Source organism: Bradyrhizobium sp. 186 (genome assembly GCF_023101685.1).
GTDB lineage: Bacteria > Pseudomonadota > Alphaproteobacteria > Rhizobiales > Xanthobacteraceae > Bradyrhizobium.
In genome coordinates this window covers 1915703-1933396 of record NZ_CP082164.1, presented here as the reverse complement: position 1 = coordinate 1933396, position 17694 = coordinate 1915703, and the positions used below count along the sequence as shown (strand labels likewise).

The 17694-nt window shown below is 64.6% G+C and carries 14 protein-coding genes and 1 pseudogene; 4 read left to right on the top strand and 11 right to left on the bottom strand.

Going from position 1 to position 17694, the window contains the following annotated elements; all coding sequences use genetic code 11:
* Positions 1-2 precede the first annotated feature (2 nt).
* The 6 genes from IVB18_RS09020 to IVB18_RS08995 form a co-directional block, all read right to left on the bottom strand.
* Positions 3-2390, bottom strand: coding sequence for a xanthine dehydrogenase family protein molybdopterin-binding subunit (locus IVB18_RS09020; protein ID WP_247988832.1), 2388 nt, complete (start codon positions 2388-2390; stop codon positions 3-5).
* Positions 2391-2392: 2 nt separating this feature from the next.
* The gene (locus IVB18_RS09015; RefSeq protein ID WP_247988831.1) at positions 2393-2884 is read right to left on the bottom strand and encodes a (2Fe-2S)-binding protein; all 492 of its coding nucleotides are present in this window, start codon (positions 2882-2884) and stop codon (positions 2393-2395) included.
* 21 nt (positions 2885-2905) lie between these two features.
* A complete protein-coding gene (locus IVB18_RS09010; RefSeq protein WP_247988830.1) occupies positions 2906-4012 on the bottom strand; it encodes an ABC transporter ATP-binding protein in 1107 nt (368 codons plus the stop codon).
* 13 nt (positions 4013-4025) lie between these two features.
* The gene (locus tag IVB18_RS09005) at positions 4026-4895 is read right to left on the bottom strand and encodes an ABC transporter permease (protein ID WP_247988829.1); all 870 of its coding nucleotides are present in this window, start codon (positions 4893-4895) and stop codon (positions 4026-4028) included.
* A gap of 15 nt (positions 4896-4910) precedes the next feature.
* On the bottom strand, positions 4911-5801 hold the full coding sequence (locus tag IVB18_RS09000) for an ABC transporter permease (RefSeq protein WP_247991585.1): 891 nt from the start codon (positions 5799-5801) through the stop codon (positions 4911-4913).
* Positions 5802-5882: 81 nt separating this feature from the next.
* Positions 5883-7232, bottom strand: coding sequence for an extracellular solute-binding protein (locus IVB18_RS08995; protein ID WP_247988828.1), 1350 nt, complete (start codon positions 7230-7232; stop codon positions 5883-5885).
* A gap of 246 nt (positions 7233-7478) precedes the next feature.
* Between IVB18_RS08995 and IVB18_RS08990 the strand changes: the two genes are divergently transcribed.
* Entirely contained in the window at positions 7479-8969 is a 1491-nt protein-coding gene (locus IVB18_RS08990; RefSeq protein ID WP_247988827.1) for a hypothetical protein, read from the top strand.
* 4 nt (positions 8970-8973) lie between these two features.
* Here the strand turns inward: IVB18_RS08990 and IVB18_RS08985 are convergent, their stop codons facing one another.
* Positions 8974-10275, bottom strand: a complete 1302-nt coding sequence (locus IVB18_RS08985) for an MFS transporter (protein WP_247988826.1) — start codon at positions 10273-10275, stop codon at positions 8974-8976.
* A 394-nt stretch (positions 10276-10669) separates the two neighbouring features.
* On the opposite strand from IVB18_RS08985, the gene IVB18_RS08980 reads away from it, so the two are divergent.
* From IVB18_RS08980 to IVB18_RS08970, 3 genes are read left to right on the top strand one after another with little or no spacing between them, the layout of a single operon-like run.
* Positions 10670-11884, top strand: a complete 1215-nt coding sequence (locus IVB18_RS08980; protein WP_247988825.1) for an ABC transporter substrate-binding protein — start codon at positions 10670-10672, stop codon at positions 11882-11884.
* Positions 11885-11891: 7 nt separating this feature from the next.
* A complete protein-coding gene (locus IVB18_RS08975; RefSeq protein WP_247988824.1) occupies positions 11892-13625 on the top strand; it encodes an FAD-dependent oxidoreductase in 1734 nt (577 codons plus the stop codon).
* Positions 13626-13648: 23 nt separating this feature from the next.
* Positions 13649-14443: an IclR family transcriptional regulator gene (locus tag IVB18_RS08970; protein ID WP_247988823.1), complete on the top strand. Its 795-nt coding sequence runs from the start codon at positions 13649-13651 to the stop codon at positions 14441-14443.
* A 206-nt stretch (positions 14444-14649) separates the two neighbouring features.
* On the opposite strand, the pseudogene IVB18_RS08965 reads toward IVB18_RS08970, so the two are convergent.
* The 4 genes and pseudogenes from IVB18_RS08965 to IVB18_RS08950 all read right to left on the bottom strand — a co-directional run bounded on the left by IVB18_RS08965 (position 14650) and on the right by IVB18_RS08950 (position 17621).
* Positions 14650-15428 (bottom strand): annotated as a pseudogene (locus IVB18_RS08965) (SDR family oxidoreductase).
* Positions 15429-15484: 56 nt separating this feature from the next.
* The gene (locus IVB18_RS08960; protein ID WP_247988822.1) at positions 15485-16075 is read right to left on the bottom strand and encodes a thiamine pyrophosphate-dependent enzyme; all 591 of its coding nucleotides are present in this window, start codon (positions 16073-16075) and stop codon (positions 15485-15487) included.
* A gap of 5 nt (positions 16076-16080) precedes the next feature.
* A complete protein-coding gene (locus IVB18_RS08955) occupies positions 16081-16623 on the bottom strand; it encodes a thiamine pyrophosphate-binding protein (protein ID WP_247988821.1) in 543 nt (180 codons plus the stop codon).
* Positions 16624-16928: 305 nt separating this feature from the next.
* Positions 16929-17621 carry a GntR family transcriptional regulator gene (locus IVB18_RS08950; protein ID WP_247988820.1) on the bottom strand — a complete coding sequence of 231 codons (693 nt, stop codon included), beginning with the start codon at positions 17619-17621 and terminating at the stop codon, positions 16929-16931.
* Positions 17622-17694 lie beyond the last annotated feature (73 nt).

The window sequence follows — 17694 nt, the reverse complement described above, 5'->3', positions numbered from 1 at the left end:
CCCTATTCCGCGGCGACTGGCAGCGACGCGTTCTGAAGCAGGCGCCAGATCCGGTTCGGTGTCGCCGGCATGTCGACATGGGTGACGCCGAGATGCGAGAGCGCATCAACCACCGCATTGATGACGGCGGCCGGCGAGCCGATGGTGCCGACCTCGCCGCAGCCCTTCACGCCCATCGGCGTGTGCGTGCACAGCGTCGAATGCGTCTCGACCTTCATCATCGGCATGTGATCCGCGCGCGGCATGCAGTAGTCCATCAGCGAGCCCGACAGCAGTTGGCCCGAGCCCTCGTCGTAGACCGCGTTCTCGAACAGCGCCTGGCCGACACCCTGCACGATGCCGCCGTGCAACTGGCCCTCGACGATCATGGGGTTGATGACCGTACCGACGTCGTCCACCGCCGTGTAGTTGACCAGCGTCACCGTGCCCGTTTCCGGATCGACCTCGACCTCGGCGATGTGGCAGCCGCCGGGATAGGTGAAATTGACGGGATCGTAATAGGCCTGCTCCTCCAGCCCCGGCTCCAGCACTTCGAGCGGATAGTCATGCGGCACGTAGGCGGCGCCCGCGATCTCCTCAAACGTCTTCATGCGGTCGGTGCCCGCGACCGAGAACTTGCCGGCCTCGAACTGGATATCCACTTCGGCGGCTTCGAGCAGATGCGCCGCGATCTTCTTACCCTTCGCGACCACCTTGTCCGTCGCCTTCGACAGCGCCGCACCGCCGACTACCAGGGAGCGCGAGCCATAGGTACCCATGCCGAACTGCACGCGGTCGGTATCGCCGAATACGATGTCGACGTTCTCAAATGACACGCCGAGCTTTTCCGAGACGATTTGCGCAAACGTCGTCTCATGGCCCTGGCCATGATTGTGAGTTCCGATCATGACCGTCACCTGGCCGGTCGGATGTACGCGCACCGTAGCGCTTTCATAGAGACCACCGCGGGCGCCGAGCCGGCCCGCGAAGCGCGACGGCGCAAGACCGCAGGCCTCGACATAGGTCGAGTAGCCGAGCCCGCGGAATTTGCCTCTGCGCGCCGACTCCGCCTTGCGCACGCCGAAATTCTTGACGTTTGCGGCCACCAGCGCGCCGTCGAGGCAGCCCATCGGATCGCCGGAATCGTACTGCACCAGCACCGGTGTCTGATACGGGTAGTCCTCCTTCGGGATCATGTTGCGGCGGCGGATCTCGACGCGATCGATCCCCATTTCACTGGCTGCGACATCGACGATGCGCTCCAGCACGAAGGTCGCCTCGGGCCGGCCCGCGCCACGATAGGCATCGACAGGAACGGTGTTGGTGAAGACCACCTTCACATTGCAGTAGATCGCGGGCGTGGTGTAGACGCCGCCGAGCAGCGGACCGTAGAGGTTGGTCGGGATGTTCGGGCCGAAGGTCGAGAGGTAACCGCCCATATTGGCGAGCGTCTTGACGCGGAAGGCCAGAAACTTTCCGTTCTCGTCGAGCGCGAGCTCGGCCTCGGTGACGTGATCGCGGCCGTGCCGATCGGACACGTAACCTTCCGAGCGGCTCGCCACCCATTTGATCGGCCGCATCACCCGCTTGGCGGCCCAGGTGATCACGGCCTCCTCGCCGTAATGGAACTGCTTCACGCCAAAACCGCCGCCGACATCGGGCGCGACCACGCGCAGCTTGTGCTGCGGGATATTCAGCACCAGCGCGCCCATCAGGAAGCGCACGACGTGCGGGAACTGGCTGGTGGTCCACAGCGTGAAGCGATCGGTTCCGGGCTCATATTCCGCGATAGCCGCGCGCGGCTCCATCGGATTGCCGATCAGCCGGTTGTTGACGAGACTGAGCTTCGCGACATGCGCGGCTTTACGGAATGCGGTCTCCACCGCGGCCTTGTCGCCGAGCTCCCAGTCGCAGCAGATGTTGTTCGGCACGTCGTCGAACAATTGCGGCGCGCCGGGCCGGACGGCCTCGAGCACGCCGACCACCGAGGGCAGCACCTCGTAATCGATCGTCAACAGCTCAGCCGCCGCATTCGCTTGCTCCGGCGTCTCCGCGATGACGAAGGCCACCATGTCGCCGACGAAGCGCACCTTGTCCTGCGCCAGCATCGGGAACGGCGGCTCCTTCATCGGCACGCCCTTGGCGTCCGTGATGCCCCAGCCGCAGGGTAGCGAACCGAGTCCATCGTCGGCGACGTCATCCCCGGTCAGGACAGCGATGACACCGGTTGCTGCGAGTGCCGCGCTCTTGTCGATGCCGCGCAGTTTCGCATGTCCATGAGGTGAGCGCACGAACACGCCGGCCGTCATGCCGGGACGCTTGATGTCGGAGACGTAATTGCCGCGTCCGGTGAGAAAGCGCTGGTCTTCCTTCCGTTTCGGTGACGCGCCGATCCCGATCACATTGCCCATGGTCACTCTCCCTTGACGGCGTTCATGGCGGCGGCGCCGGCCATGACCGAGACGACGATGTTCTGGTAGCCGGTGCAGCGGCAGATGTTGCCTTCGAGGCCGTGACGGACATCGGCTTCCGTCAAATCCGGCTGCTCGGTTGCAAGCGCGACCGCGGTCATCAGCATGCCGGGCGTGCAGAAGCCGCATTGCAGGCCGTGATGTTCGCGAAAGGCCTCCTGCATCGGATGCAGCCGGTTCGAGCCCGGCGCGCCCTGAAGTCCCTCGATGGTGAGCAGCGTCGCACCGTCGAGCGCTGGTGCCAGCAACGTGCAGCTCTTCACGGGGAGACCGTTGAGATGCACGACGCAGGCGCCGCACTGGCTGGTGTCGCAGCCGATATGGGTACCGGTGAGATTGAGCTGCTCGCGCAGCAGCTCGGCGACGAGCGTCGCCGGCTCGACATCGACAGTGGTGGGCCGTCCGTTGAGTGTGAAGGATATCTGCACGATCATACTCCCTGTGCGCGACGGGTCTTAGGCGAGTGGAAGGGCGCTGCCGGTGGCCCAGGTGGCCATCACGACATCGCCGACGGTGAAGGGATCCGCAAAGAAGGTCTTTTCGGGCACGTAGGCGACGAACGCGTCGTCCGGCACGGTGTCGAGCATGACCTTGACGAAATAGCCCTGGTATTCGATCGCCAGCACCCGGCTCGGCAGCGACGTGGTGCAGCCGGGCGGCAGCTGCCTCCCCGGCCGGACCAGCGCGACGTCGTCGCGACGTACCGCGATATCGACCTTGTCGCCTACGCTGATTGAGGATCGCGCCTGAAGCGGCACCTCGATGCCCGAGGGTGCGGCCTGCGCGAGCGTAAAGCTCGCACCGTTCACCTTCTCGACCCGCCCCGACAGCACGTTCTGGCCGCCCATGAACTCGGCAACGTAGCGATCATGCGGATGGGCGTAGACGTCGCGCGCGGCGCCCGCCTGCTTGATCCTACCCTGCTCCATCACCACCACGAGATCGGCGAGCGCGATCGCCTCGAGCTGGGTGTGGGTCACGTGGATGAAGGTGATGCCGAGCTCCTGCTGCATCCGCCGCAACTCCTGTCGCATTTGCACCCGCAGCTGCTCGTCGAGTGCCGACAGCGGCTCGTCGAGCAAAAGCACCCTTGGCTCGGTGATCGCCGCGCGCGCCAGCGCGACGCGCTGCTGCTGGCCGCCGGAGAGCTGCGCCGGCAGGCGGTCGGCGAATTGGGTCAGCCGCACCTTCTCGATCATGGCGTCAGCGGCGCGCAACCGGTCGGCCTTCGACATGCCGCGCACACGCAGCGCGAAGGCAATGTTGTCGCGCACCGTGAGATGCGGGAACAGCGCATAGGACTGGAACATCATCGCGGTGCGCCGCTGCACCGGCGCGAGCCCCACCACGTTCTGGTCGCCGATCACGATCTCGCCCGCGGTCGGGTCCTCGTGGCCCGCGATCATGCGCAGGATCGTGGTCTTGCCGCAGCCGGAGGGGCCGATGAAGCAGCAATAGGCGCCGTCCGCGATCCTGAGGTTGACGCCGTCGACCACGTTGGTCACGCCGTCAAAGCTCTTGCAGACGCCCGCCAGTTCGATATCGCCGCGCTCTCTGTTCATTCCAAGAAAACCTCTAGCCTTTCGCGCTGTTGCCGCGCTTCTTCTGGATCAGCACGATGCTGCCGAGGCTCGCGCCGATGACGACGAAGGAGACGATGGTGGTCACCGTGCCGAGCGCGTAGAGCGAGGGCGAGGTGACGTTCAGCGTCATGCTCCAGATCTCCAGCGGCAGCGTGTTGAGCGAGCCTGCGGTCTGGAGGCTGCGGGCGAATTCGTCATAGGACAGCGTGAAGCCGAACAACGCGACCGCGACCAGGCCGGGCGCCAGCACCGGGATCATGACCAGCCGGATCGACTGCCAGCGGGTGGCGCCGAGATCGTAGGCCGCCTCCTCCCAGACGTGGTCGAAGCGCGACATCACCGCGAACATCACCAGCACGCCGAACGGCAGCGTCCACGAAAGCTGCGCGCCGAGCGCCGAAGTGTACCAGCTTGCATTCAGCCCGAGCGCCTGGAACAGCAGCCCCGTGCCGAGGCCGAGCACGAGACCCGGCGCAACCAGGCTGCCGATCATCATGTAGAACACGACGGTGTCGCCGCGAAAGCGCTTGCGAAAGCCGAGCCCAGCGAGGAACGAGACCACCACCGTGATGACGGTGACGATGACCGCGAGCTTGATCGAGCGGTCGAACGAGCCCTTGACGTCGCCGGTCCGCACCTGGGTGAAGAGGTCGACGAACCAGTGCAGCGAGTGGCCCTTCATCGGAAAGACGAGGCCGCCGCGGATGTCCTGAAACGACAGGACGTAGATGCAGAACATCGGGCCGTAGAGTGCGAGCACATAGAGTGTGAACAGCGTCGCCAGCACATAGAACGTCCAGGGCCGACCACCCTTGCTCGGCGCGATCGCTTTGGCCGTCGCGGGGGCAACGGTCCCGGACATGTCAGGCGACCGCGCTCATCGCGTGATCTCCTGCCGGATGTCGACGGTGCGCAGGATCAGCGAGACGACAGCGACCAAGACCAGAGTCAGCAGGACCGCGCTTGCCGCGGCGGTCGGATATTGCAGCACGCCGACGTCTTCATAGAACGCGCTGACAACCGAAGCCGAGCCGCCGCCGGACATGACTTTCACCACGAAGAAATCACCCATCACGATCGAGACCACGAAGATGGTGCCGAGCGCGATGCCGCTCTTGGACATCGGCACCACGATCAGCCGCATGATGTCGAAACGGCTGGCGCCGGCGTCGATCGCGGCCTCGATCAGCTTCTTGTCGATCCGCGCCATGGAATTGAAGATCGGCACGATCATGAAGATGGTGAGCTGGTGGACATAGGCGATGACCACCGCGAGATCGGAGAACAGCAGCACTTCCAGCGGCTGGCGGATCACACCCAGCGCGAGCAGCGCCTGGTTGATCAGGCCTTCCTTGCCCAGCAGCGGGATCCACGAAATCATCCGGATGATGTTGGAGGTCCAGAACGGCACCGTGCAGAGCAGGAACAGCCCGATCGCCAGGAGCTGGCTGCGGACGTGGAACACCAGGAAGTAGGCGACGAAGAAGCCGATGATCAGCGTGAAGATCCAGGTCAGCACCGTGAACTTGATGGTCGCGAGATAAAGCTTCAGCGTCAGCGCCGAATGCAGCACCTCGACATAGCTTGCCAGCGTGAACCCTGGCGTCAGCCCGCCAAAGCCGTCGGTGGCAAAGAAGCTCGCGGCCAGCACGACCAGGATCGGCGCCACGAAGAACGGCACCAGCACCAGCACCAGCGGCGACACATAGAGCCAGCCGGCGAGATTCGCGCGTGACGGAGTTTGAGCGGGACTTGGACTTGGCTGCATATCGGCGAACGCCTCGAAGTCGGTCTTCTTGCACCGGCGCGTCACCGCGCCGGCTCGTCGCTACGTCAGGGAAAGCAGGTTTCAGGCCACCTTGAAGTCGTTCCAGCGCTTGTTCATGTAGGCCGCCTCGTCCATCAGCGTGTTCCAGCACGAGATGTTCTTGACGCGATCGAGGAACGAGCCGCCGTCGCGCTTGGTGCCGGTCTTCTCCATCGGCACGCCATAGGGATCGTTGACAACCTCCGGCGCCGGCTGGCCCTCGTACCAGAACGCCCATTCCGCCGGCGTCAGAAACTTCTTCGCGGTCGACGGCACCGGGCTGTAGTAGCCGTAACGCGCGACGAAGCCGCCCTGCCAACCCGAGAGGTACCAGTTGAGATATTCGTAGGCGGCGTCGAGCTTCTTGCCGGAGAGATGCTTCATCAGGCCCATGCCGTTGCACCAGCCGCGATAGCCTTCCTTGCCGTTCTTGATGTTGACCGGCGCGTAGACGCAGGGGATTTCTTTCACGCGCACCGCGGCAACCGCCGGCGACCACATCGACTGGATGACAACCTCGCCCGCCGCCATCAGCTGCACCGACTGGTCGAAGGTGGTCCAGGTCGCGCGGAACTGGCCCTGCTTCTTCAGCTCGATCAGCTTGTTGCAGGTGAAGTCGATCTCCTCCTTGGTCATGTTGCCCTTGTTGCCGTACTTGATCAGGCCGGCGCTCTCGAAGCAGAGCGCCGCATCCATGATGCCGATCGCGGGCACGTCGAGGATCGCGGCCTTGCCCTTGAATTTCGGATCGATCAGGTCCTTCCATTCGGTCACTTCGTGGCCGACGAGATCGGGGCGGTAGCCGATCGAGTCGGCGTTGTAGACCTGCGGCAGGAAGGTCGCCCATTCCGTGACGCCGTCGTGCAGGTCGGTCGCATCGGGCTTAGATATATACATTGCCTCGTAGGGCGAGATGCCCTGGCGGGGGATCTTGTGGCCGTCGATCTCGCCCTTGGTGAAGATCGGCAGGATGTTGTCGAACTCCTTGACCTTCTTGACCTCGATACCCTGGATCACGCCGCGCTTGGCGGCGAGCTTGGCCTGCCAGCCCTCGAGATCGGCGATATCGACCGTATTTGGCTGGCTTATGAAGCGGTTGATGGCGGCCGAGGTGTCGAGGTTCTGCATCGTCACCTTGAAGCCGAGATCCTTGGCCGCCTGGTCGCCGATCGCCTTCACCACCGAATAGGAGACGCCGACATGGCGCAGCTCGATGTCCTTGATCTCCTGCGCCCAGATGGTCGGGAATCCGCGGATCGCGTCCGACCCTGCGGCCGCGCCCGCAACTGCGGCTGCGCCCTTCAACAGCGTACGCCGGCTCAGCTTTTTCCCAGACTCGTCGCTCGTCCCCGCCGGATTGGCAGTGGATTTCCCCTTGTCCCTGTCAAGCATGGCAACCCTCGCTGGTTACAATGAACGCTCGCACCGGTCGTCATTGACCGGCTGCGGATGTGATCAATTGCGCGTGAGGCTATTGGCGGGATTTTGCGAAGTAAAATTGGAAGTAAAAATCGGCCGTATAAACGCGGCTAATGGTTCGCTCCGCTGCATTTGCTTTTGGCAGCGCGCATAAGAAGGCGTCAGGCCGTGCATACAAGGCGATGGCTTCGATCGTGCGGGCTCGTTCGCGCAGCAGGCGTGACGACAATCGCGCTGCTCGCTGCCGCAAGGTTGTGCGCGGCGCACGCCGGCGATGTGTCCATCGCGCCCACGGAACTGAAGGCGATCGGCACGGTCGATGCGCGCTTTCAATCCTACAACATCGAGATGGTGGAGGTGACCGGCGGGCGGTTCTGGAAGCCCTATCCAAAAACGACACGCGCGTTCGATCAGCGGGATCGTTACAGCACGAGGCCGCCGGTCGATCTTGCCAATGCGCGCCTGCGCAGGCTCGCGGCGGCGTTGTCGCCGGCCTATCTGCGCGTGAGCGGCACCTGGGCCAATGCGACGTTCCTTGCCGACACGGACCGTGCGCCGGACACGCCACCGCCGGGATTCGATTCCGTGCTCAGCCGTCAACAGTGGCGTGGCGTCATCGATTTTGCGCGCGCAGTCGATGCGAAAATCGTCACCTCCTTCGCGATCAGTCCCGGCAGCCGCGGTACCGATGGCGTCTGGAAGACGGATCAGGCGCAACGCCTGATCGATACAACGCGTTCGCTGGGCGGCCACATCGCTGCCGCCGAGTTCATGAACGAGCCGACGCTTGCTGCCACGAACGGCGCGCCGCTCCGATATGATGCGGCCACTTATGGCCGGGACTTCAAGATCTTTCGCGAATGGATACAGCGCGCCGCGCCGGAGACGCTGGTCGTCGGTCCGGGCTCGGTCGGCGATGTGCCGTCGCCATCTGGATCTGGCATCACTACGCGCGATCTGCTTGCAGCATCAGGCCCCGGTGTCGATCGCTTCTCCTATCATCACTACAACACGATCTCGCCGCGCTGCGGCGGCCGCGATGACCCGGCGCTGGCGCTCTCCGGGCAATGGCTTGCCCGCACCGATGCGACGCTCGCGACCTATCGGGCCTTGCGCGACGCATTCGAGCCGGACAAGCCGATCTGGCTGACGGAGACGGCGGACGCCGCCTGCGGCGGCAACCGCTGGGATGCAACTTTTCTCGACACGTTCCGCTATCTCGACCAGCTCGGACGCCTGGCAAGAGCCGGCGTCCAGGTCGTGATGCACAACACGTTCGCCGCCAGCGACTATGGCCTGCTTGACGAAGGGACATTCCGTCCGCGGCCGAATTATTGGGCTGCGCTGCTCTGGCACCGGCTGATGGGCACGATCGTGCTCGACGCGGGCGCACCCGCCGTGCCCGGTCTCCATCTCTATGCGCATTGCCATCCGGACAGGCAGGGCGCGGTGTCCGTGCTCGCGATCAACGCGTCCCGGCGCGAGTCAGGCGTGCTGACGCTGTCACGTCCCGCCGAGCGATACACGCTGCATGCGGCGCGGCTGCAAGACGCCATCGTGCAGCTGAACGGAGAGATGCTCGCGCTGACGGCGGATGACAAACTGCCCCGGCTTGACGCGCGCGCAACAGTTGCGGGAGCGATCCGGCTTGCGCCGGCGACCATCACCTTCCTGGTGGTTCCGGACGCCGCAAACCCCGCCTGCCGGTGACCGCTTACGACCTGAGCGTGTCGCGCGCCGTCTCCGGCGCCATCAGCGTTGCGATGATCGTGATGATCGAGAGCGCGATGATGTAGAGCGACACCGCCCATGAGGCGCCGGCCCATGCGAGCAGCGCGGTAGCGATCAACGGCGAGAAGCCACCGCTGAGCGCGGCCGCGACGTTGGCGCCCAACGAGGCACCGCTGTAGCGCACCTGGGTGCGGAACAGTTCCGGCATGAACGCCGCCTTCGGCCCGAACAGCAGCGCATGCGTCAGCGTCATCGTGACGACGAGGGCCAGCGTGATCAGCGCCGGCTCCCTGGTGTCGAGGAACCAGAATAGCGGAAACGCCAGCGCCACCGAGAATACGCTGCCGGCGAGATACAGCGCCTTGCGGCCAAAGATGTCGGACAGCCAGCCGGCGAGCGGCAGCGTCGCGAACTCGATGATTGCGGCGCAGACGACCGCATCCAGGATCACCTGGCGCGGCAGTCCGAGCTTTGTGGTGGCATAGACCACGGTGAAGACGGTGAGGAGATAGGCGAGCCCCACCTCTGAAACCGTGATTCCGACCGCGAGCAGGAAGCTGCGCCAGTCGCGGCGCAGCACCTCCATCACCGGCTGCGCCAGCACCTCCTTGCGCTCCACGACCTCCTTGAAGTGCGGCGTCTCAGCGAGCTTCAACCGGACGATGAAGCCGACACCGACGAGCAAAATGCTGATCAGGAACGGCACGCGCCAGCCCCAGCTCAGGAAATCGGCCTCCGGCAGTTTCGTCATCAGGCCAAAGATGCCGGTGGACGCGGCGACGCCGACGGGAAAGCCGATCTGCACCAGGCTGCCGTAGAAGCCGCGCCGGTTGCCGGCATGCTCGACCACCATCACGACTGCGCCGCTCCATTCGCCGCCGAGCCCGATGCCCTGGATGAAGCGCAGGATGACGAGGAAGATCGGCGCCCAGACGCCGATCTGGCTGTAGGTCGGCAGGCAGCCAATCAGGAAGGTGCCGAGCCCCATCGCGATCATGGTCGCGACCAGCATCCTCTTGCGTCCGAGCCGGTCGCCATAATTCCCGATGATCGCGCCGCCGATCGGCCGCGCGACGAAGCCGACCGCATAGGTCGAGAACGCCGCCAGCGTGCCGACGAACGGATCGAAGCTCGGAAAGAACAGCTTGTTGAGCACAAGTGCAGCGGCCGTGCCGTAGATCAGAAAATCGTACCACTCGATCGCGGTGCCGAGCGCGCTCGCCCACACCACATGCGCCGTCGTCGATCTCTCCGTCGCGGTGGAGACCCCCGTTGCTGCCGTCATGCCATGCCCCAGAATTTCCGGATGGCATCATGGCCAATCGCGATGACGGTTGCAACCAGCCCGGGTGTTGGCTTTTGCCGCGCGATTTGTGCGCGACTGCTTCAACACCCGTCATTGCGAGGAGCCCTTGCGACGAAGCAATCCAGACTGTCTCCGCGGAACGATTCTGGATTGCTTCACGGAGCCTGTCATCGGGCGCGCTTCGCGCGGACCCGGTGGCTCGCAATGACGAGTCTGTTGAACCGGCTGTGCCCTACCCCACCGCCGGCCTGGACGACGGCGGAGGACCCGATCTGAACCCAACTTCGCCATTGACAAACTTATTCGCTAATATCTAATTTATCGTCAGAACAAACGGCCGCGCCAAGCGGCCCGTAAAAGAGAGGGAACGACGATGAGAGGGCTTTTGGCCTGCACCATGCTCGCGGCCATGACTTCAGCAGCGATGACGTCCATGGCCACCGCGCAAGTCTCCGACGACGCGGTGCGGATCGGCGTGCTGACGGATCTGTCGAGCTGGGGCCGCGACAACAGCGGGCCGGGGTCAGTCGAGGCCGCCAAGATGGCGGTCGAGGAATTCGGACCCACCGTGCTCGGCAAGCCGATCGAGATCATCAGCGCGGACCACCAGATGAAGACCGATGTCGGCGTGCAGATCGTGCGCGGCTGGTTCGACAACGGCAAGGTCGACGCCGTCGTCGATATCCCCAATTCCGGCATCGCGATCGCCGTCCACAACATGGTGCGCGAGCGCAACAAGATCGCGCTGCTCTCCGGCCCCGGCGCGAGCTCGCTGACCGACGAGCTGTGCAGCCCGAACACCGTGCACTTCACCTACGATACCTACGCGCTATCCAAGGTGACGGCATCGGCCGTGATCAAGGAAGGCGGAAAGTCCTGGTACTTCATCACGGCGGACTATGCCTTCGGCCAGCAGCTCGAGAAGGACGCCACCCGCTTTATCAACGAGATGGGCGGCAAGGTTCTGGGCGGCGTGAAGCATCCGACCAATACAGCGGACTTCTCCTCCTTTGCGCTCCAGGCGCAGAGTTCGAAGGCCGACGTGGTGGCGTTCGCCAATGCCGGCCAGGACACCGACAACGCGATCAAGCAGTCCGGCGAGTTCGGCTTGGTGCAGGGCGGCCAGAAGCTCGTCGGTCTCCTGATGTTCGACACCGACGTCCATGCAATCGGCCTCAAGGCCGCGCAGGGCACCTACATGACGACGGCGTCATACTGGAACATGGACGAGGCGACCCGCGCCTGGTCGAAGAAGTTCTACGAGCGCACCAAGGTGATGCCGACCATGATCCAGACCGGCGTCTACGGCTCGGTGCTGCATTACCTGAAAGGCATCAAAGCCGCCGGCACCGACGATCCGGCCAAGGTGATGGCCAAGATGCGCGAGCTCCCGATCGAGGATATGTTCGTTCATGGCGGCAAGTTGCAGGAGGATGGCCGCGTCATCCGCGACATGTATCTGGCCAAGGTGAAGTCGCCGGAGCAGTCCAAGGAGCCCTGGGACTATCTGGAGATCATCAAGACGGTGAAGGGCGAGGACGCCTTCCGCCCGCTCTCCGAGTCCAAATGTCCGCTGCTGAAGAAGTGAGGTCGGCATGACTGGCAACGAGCACAACGCAGGCGAAACCTACGAGTGCGATGTGCTCGTGGCCGGATCCGGCGCATCCGGCATGTCGGCCGCAATCACCGCGCGTTTCCGCGGGCTCGACGTGCTGATCGTCGAGAAGGAGCCGCGCTTCGGCGGCACCACCGCCCGTTCCGGCGGCTGGCTCTGGATCCCCGGCACCTCGCTGGCCCGTGCCTATGGCATCGAGGAGACGCCGGAGCAGGCACGCACCTATCTGCGACACGAAGCCGGCAACAATTTCGATGCCGCGCGCGTCGATGCGTTCCTGAGCGCCGGCCCCGAAGCGGTCGATTTCTTCACCTCCAAGACCGCGCTCCGCTTCGACATGCCGCTGGTGTTTCCGGACTATCACGCGGAAGCGCCCGGCGGCGCGCAAGGCGGCCGCTCGATGGTGACGCGCCCGTTCGACGGCCGTGAGCTCGGCGACCTCATCAAGACGCTCGGCATGCCCCTTCCGGAGCTCACCGTATTCGGCATGATGCTCGGTTCGGGCAAGGAGATCATCCATTTCATGCGCGTGACGAAGTCGCTGACCTCGGCGGTCTACGTCGCAAAACGCCTGTCGCGTCACCTCATGGACGTGCTGCGCTACGGCCGCGGCATGACCTTGACCAACGGCAATGCGCTTGCCGGGCGGCTGGCGAAGTCCGCGCTCGATCTCAAGATTCCGATGTGGCTGTCCTCGCCGGTGCGCGAACTGACCGTCGAGAACGGCGCGGTGACCGGCGCGATCGTCACCCGCGAGGGCCGCGATGTGCGTATCCGCGCCCGACACGGCGTGGTGCTCGCCTGCGGCGGTTTCCCGCACGACGTGGAACGGCGCAAGAGGATGTTTCCGCACGCGCCGACCGGCAACGAGCATTATTCGCCGGGGCCGACCGGCAACACCGGCGACGGCTTGCGCCTCGCGGAAAGCGCCGGCGGGTATGTCGAGAACCGGCTGCCGAACGCGGCGGCCTGGGTGCCGGTGTCGCTCACGACGCGCAAGGACGGTTCGCGCGGCGTGATGCCGCATTTCATCGACCGCGCCAAGCCGGGCGTGATCGCGGTGATGCGCGACGGCAAGCGCTTTGCCAATGAAGGCAATTCCTACCACGACTTCGTCCAGGCCATGGTCAAGGCGGCCAAGCCCGGTGAGGAGATCGCGGCGTACCTGGTCTGCGATCACAAGACGCTTCGGAAGTACGGCCTCGGCTGCGTTCCACCCTTCCCGATGCCGCTCGGCCATCACTTACGCACCGGCTATCTCATGCGCGGCGATACGCTGGAGGCGCTCGCGGCCAAGGCCGGCATCGATGGAAAGGCGTTCACCAGGACCGTGGCGCAGTTCAATGCCACCGCGCCGCAGGGGCACGACGCCGCCTTCGGCAAGGGATCGAAAGCCTATAACCGCTATCAGGGCGATGCGATGCACGGCCCGAACCCCTGCGTCGCACCGCTGGAAAATGGCCCGTTCTACGCCATCAAGATGGTGATCGGCGATCTCGGTACCTATGCCGGCATCGTCACCGACGAGAATGCGCGCGCGATCGACGCCGAGGGGCGGGTGATTCCGGGCCTCTATGCCGCCGGCAACGACATGGCGAGCATCATGGGCGGAAACTATCCCGGCGCCGGTATCACGCTTGGGCCGGCGCTGACCTTCGGCTACATTGCCGGCCGACATCTTGCCGACAGCGCCGCCAAGCGCGATGCGGCGTAAATGCATCACGCGCTAGGAGGCGCATGAAGAGAGAAAGCCGCGGCATCCAGTCGATCGAGGTCGGCGGAGAATTGCTCCGCGCGCTCGCAAGAAGCGGCGAGCCGATGATGCTGCGCGATCTCGCGCGCGAGGCCGGCATGACGCCGGCCAAGGCGCATCCCTATCTCGCCAGCTTCTCGCGCATCGGGCTGATCGAGCAGGATGAAATCACCGGCCACTATGAGATCGGCGCGCTGGCGCTGGAGCTGGGCCTGATCAGCCTGCGCCGCCTCTCCGGCGTGCGCATCGCAAGACCCAAGATCGCGACGCTCGCGGCCCGGATTGGACATGCGGTCTCGCTGGCGGTCTGGGGCACGCACGGTCCGACCGTGGTGCAACTGGAAGAGCCGGGCCAGCCCGTTCACATCGTGATGCGCGTCGGCTCGGTGATGGCGCTGCTGGAGACCGCGACGGGCCGGGCGTTTGCGGCATTCCTGCCCCAGAAGACGATCAGCGCCGCGCTCGAAAGCGGCCTCGACCGTCATGGTGTGGGTTACAATCCGAAGCGGGCGGTGAAGGGCGTGAAGGTCGGCGACATGCTCGCCGAGGTGCGCAAGCACGGACTTGCGCGCGCACTCGGCGATCCCCTGCCCGGCGTCAACGCGTTTTCCGCGCCCGTGTTCGACCATGCCGGTCATGTCGCGCTGGTCATCACGGCGATGGGACCGGAAGGCACGTTCGACGCCCGCTGGGACAGCCCCATCGCAAATGCGCTGCACGATTGCGCCGTCGGAATCTCGAAGCGGCTGGGTCACGGGATGACGATCGCGGCGGAGTAACGTTTACGCTGCCTCACGCGGCCACCGCTGTCATGCCCCGCGAAGGCGGGGCATCCAGTACGCCGTAGCGTCTCGGCTCCATCGCAGGTGTCACGGCGTACTGGATCGCCCGGTCAAGCCGGGCGATGACGAGAGAATGTGGAGCGCGTGTGCCACGACATCGTCATTGCGAGCGCAGCGACGCAATCCAGAACTCTCTCCGTCCCCTACTTCTCCTTCACCGGCACCGTATAGTTCAGGATCAACCGCCCTCCATCCGGATAGATCGTCTGCCCGGTAATATACGACGCATCGTCGCTGGCGAGGAACGCGACGACGGAGGCAACTCGCTCGGCTCGCCGCCGCGGCCGATCGGCGTGCGTGACATCACGCCGCGCCGCGCCTCCTCGGAATTGAAGATCGCGGACGCCACCATGTCGGTCAAAATCGTCCCCGGCCCCACCGCGACGACGCGGATGTTGTGCGGGGCGAGCGCGACGGCCGCAACGCTCGTGAGCTGCTTCATGCCACCCTTGGAGATGGCGTAGGTCGCGAGCGTCGGGATCGCCAGCAGCGCATTGACCGAGGACATGTTGATGATGACCCCACCGCCGCCCTGTGCAATCATCTGCTTGGCCGCCGCCTGTACCCCGAAGAACGCGCCCTTCAGGTTGATGGCGATGACGTCATCGAAATCCTGCTCGGAAATGTCCAGGATGTCCTGGTTGCGGGCGATGCCGGCATTGTTGACCATGATGTCGAGCCGGCCGAACTCCTTGGCAGCGGTCGCGACGAGCTGGTCGACGTCCGCACGCTTGGCGACATTGCCGGGAACGGCGCGCAAGGCATCCGGCCGCCCGAGTTCGGCGGCCGTCGCGGCAAGGCCGTCGGCATCGACATCCGAGATGACGACCTTGACGCCGTCGTCGAGGAATCGTTTTGCACAGGCCTTGCCGATGCCGCGCGCCGCGCCGGTGATGGCGGCGACCTTGCCGGATAATTTCATGGGTCTCACTCCAGAATAGCTGCTTCGGGCAGGCTGTTGCCGGGTGAGAGCCCGGCTCACGCCGCCGCGAAGCCGAGATGAGCACGGAACCGGTTCTTGATAAAGACGGCATCGCGCGACGGCAGCGAGCGCGGCGGATTTTCCGCCGCCACCTTGATCACGAACAGGCGCGGTCCCTCGGACTGTTCGCCGATTTGTCTCGCGACACGTTCAACCTCCTCGATCGTCCGCGCGGTTCCGACCGCGGCAAAGCCGCAAGCCGCGGCGATCGCCGTGAGATCGACACCGCGCCCGGTGTGGCTCGCCTGCATCCCGGTCTCGCCAAAATGCTGGTTGTCGATCACGACGATGTCGAGATTGCGCGGGCGTGCGACGCCGATGGTGGCGAGACCGCCCAGCCCCATCAATTGTTCGCCGTCCCCGGTCAGGGCGAGGACACGCTTGGACGGCTGGGCCTGCGCCAGCCCGAGTCCGATCAGCGCGGCACCGCCCATCGCGCCCCAGAGATAGAAATTGCCGTCGTGGTCGCCGACCGAATGCAGGTCGTAGGTGGGAGAACCGAGGCCGGAGACGACCAGCGTCTCCTTGCGATCCTTCAGGAGGGCCGCGACGGCGGCACGGCGATCGAGTTGAGACGGTGCAGACATCGACATCACCACTTTTTCTTTCCGATCAGGCGCTGGCCGATCAGCACTGCGACCTGCTGGTCGGCTTCGTAGGCGAGCGCAGCCGCCGATTCGACGGTCTCGACCAGATCTTCCGGCGTCTCCGCGCGCATCACTTTCAGGCCGATCGCTTCCAGCGACGGCTGCGTCGCCCGGCTCATCGGCACCTGCCAGGGATTGAACTCGGCCCATTCGCCGCGCATCGTCACCAGCATCAGCAGCGGAAAGCGTCCGATCGCCGACAGCGACAGCATATTAATGCAATTGCCGACCCCGCTCGACTGCATCAGCAGCACGCTGCGCTGGCCGCCGAGCCAGGCGCCCGCGGCGATCGCAACGCCCTCCTCTTCCGTCGTCAGCACGTTGGTGGTGACGTCGCGGTCGGCCGAGAACAGGCGGATCAGCTGGCTATGGCCGGCATCCGGCACGTAGGACAACTGCCGCACGTCGGCGGCTTTCAGGATGCGATAGAGCTCGGACGGCCAGTCGTCGCCGGCACGCGTTTCGAGATTCGGTTGAGGGCTATGCACCGCGGGTCTCCTTGACTTCGGGCGGCACGCTAGCGGCGTTCGCGCGCGAAAGCTCTGACCGTCTGGCACGACCAGATATCGAGGGATTGTATAGCTGCCCCTTCGCATGAGTTCAGTAAGATCACAATGCGCATCGCTGCGCCCTCTCCCCTTGTGGGAGAGGGCATCACCGCAGGTCGACACGAACTCACTAGGGTGAGGGGTCTGTCTCCGCACACTCAAGCGCATCTGTACGCGCGGAAAGAGACCCCTCATCCGGCGCTTCGCGCCACCTTCTCCCACAAGGGGAGAAGGAAGAAAGTGCCTCAATTCGCCGCCGACCTCGCCGTCGCCGGCATGTAGATCTGCGCGTAACCTTCCTTGATCGCGGAGGTGATGCGATCGAGGCGGCGGTCGATGTGTTTTTCCAGCACCGAAACGCAAGCGGCCTCGTCGCGCGCCTTCAACCCTTCCACAACGGCGCGGTGCTCGGCCTGGGTGTTGGAGCGGTTGATGCTGTCCATGTCGATCCAGCGCACGAAGCGGATGCGCGCGTTGACGTTGCGCAGTACGCGCAGCATCTCGGCATTGTTCGACATCGCCATCAACCGCTCGTGAAAGGTCTCATCCAACTCGACCAGCTCGACCGAGGAGCGCTCGCCGGGGTCGGGCCCGGTGGCTTCGAGGAACTTCAACAGCGCGTCGATGTCCTCGTCCTTGGCGCGCTTGATGGCGAGGCGGATCGAGGCGACCTCGATCGATTTGCGCAGCTCGTAGAGATCGAAGATCTCGTGCGCGTCGAGCTCGCGGCAGAAAAAACCCTTGCCCGGCGTGAAACGCAGAAAACCTTCGGTGTTGAGACGATTGAGCGCTTCGCGCAGTGGGGTGCGGCTGACGCCGAGGCGCTTTGCCAGCTCGCCCTCGTTGAGCCGTTCGCCCGGCTTGAACTCGTAGCTCACGGCCATTGCCTTGAGCTGTTCATAGACGCGATCGACGATGCTATCGGAAGTCAGTTCCACGTTGCTCTTCATAAGCTGCATTCATGCCCGAACACAGCTCAATATACCGAGTCTGTGTGAACAATGGTAATGC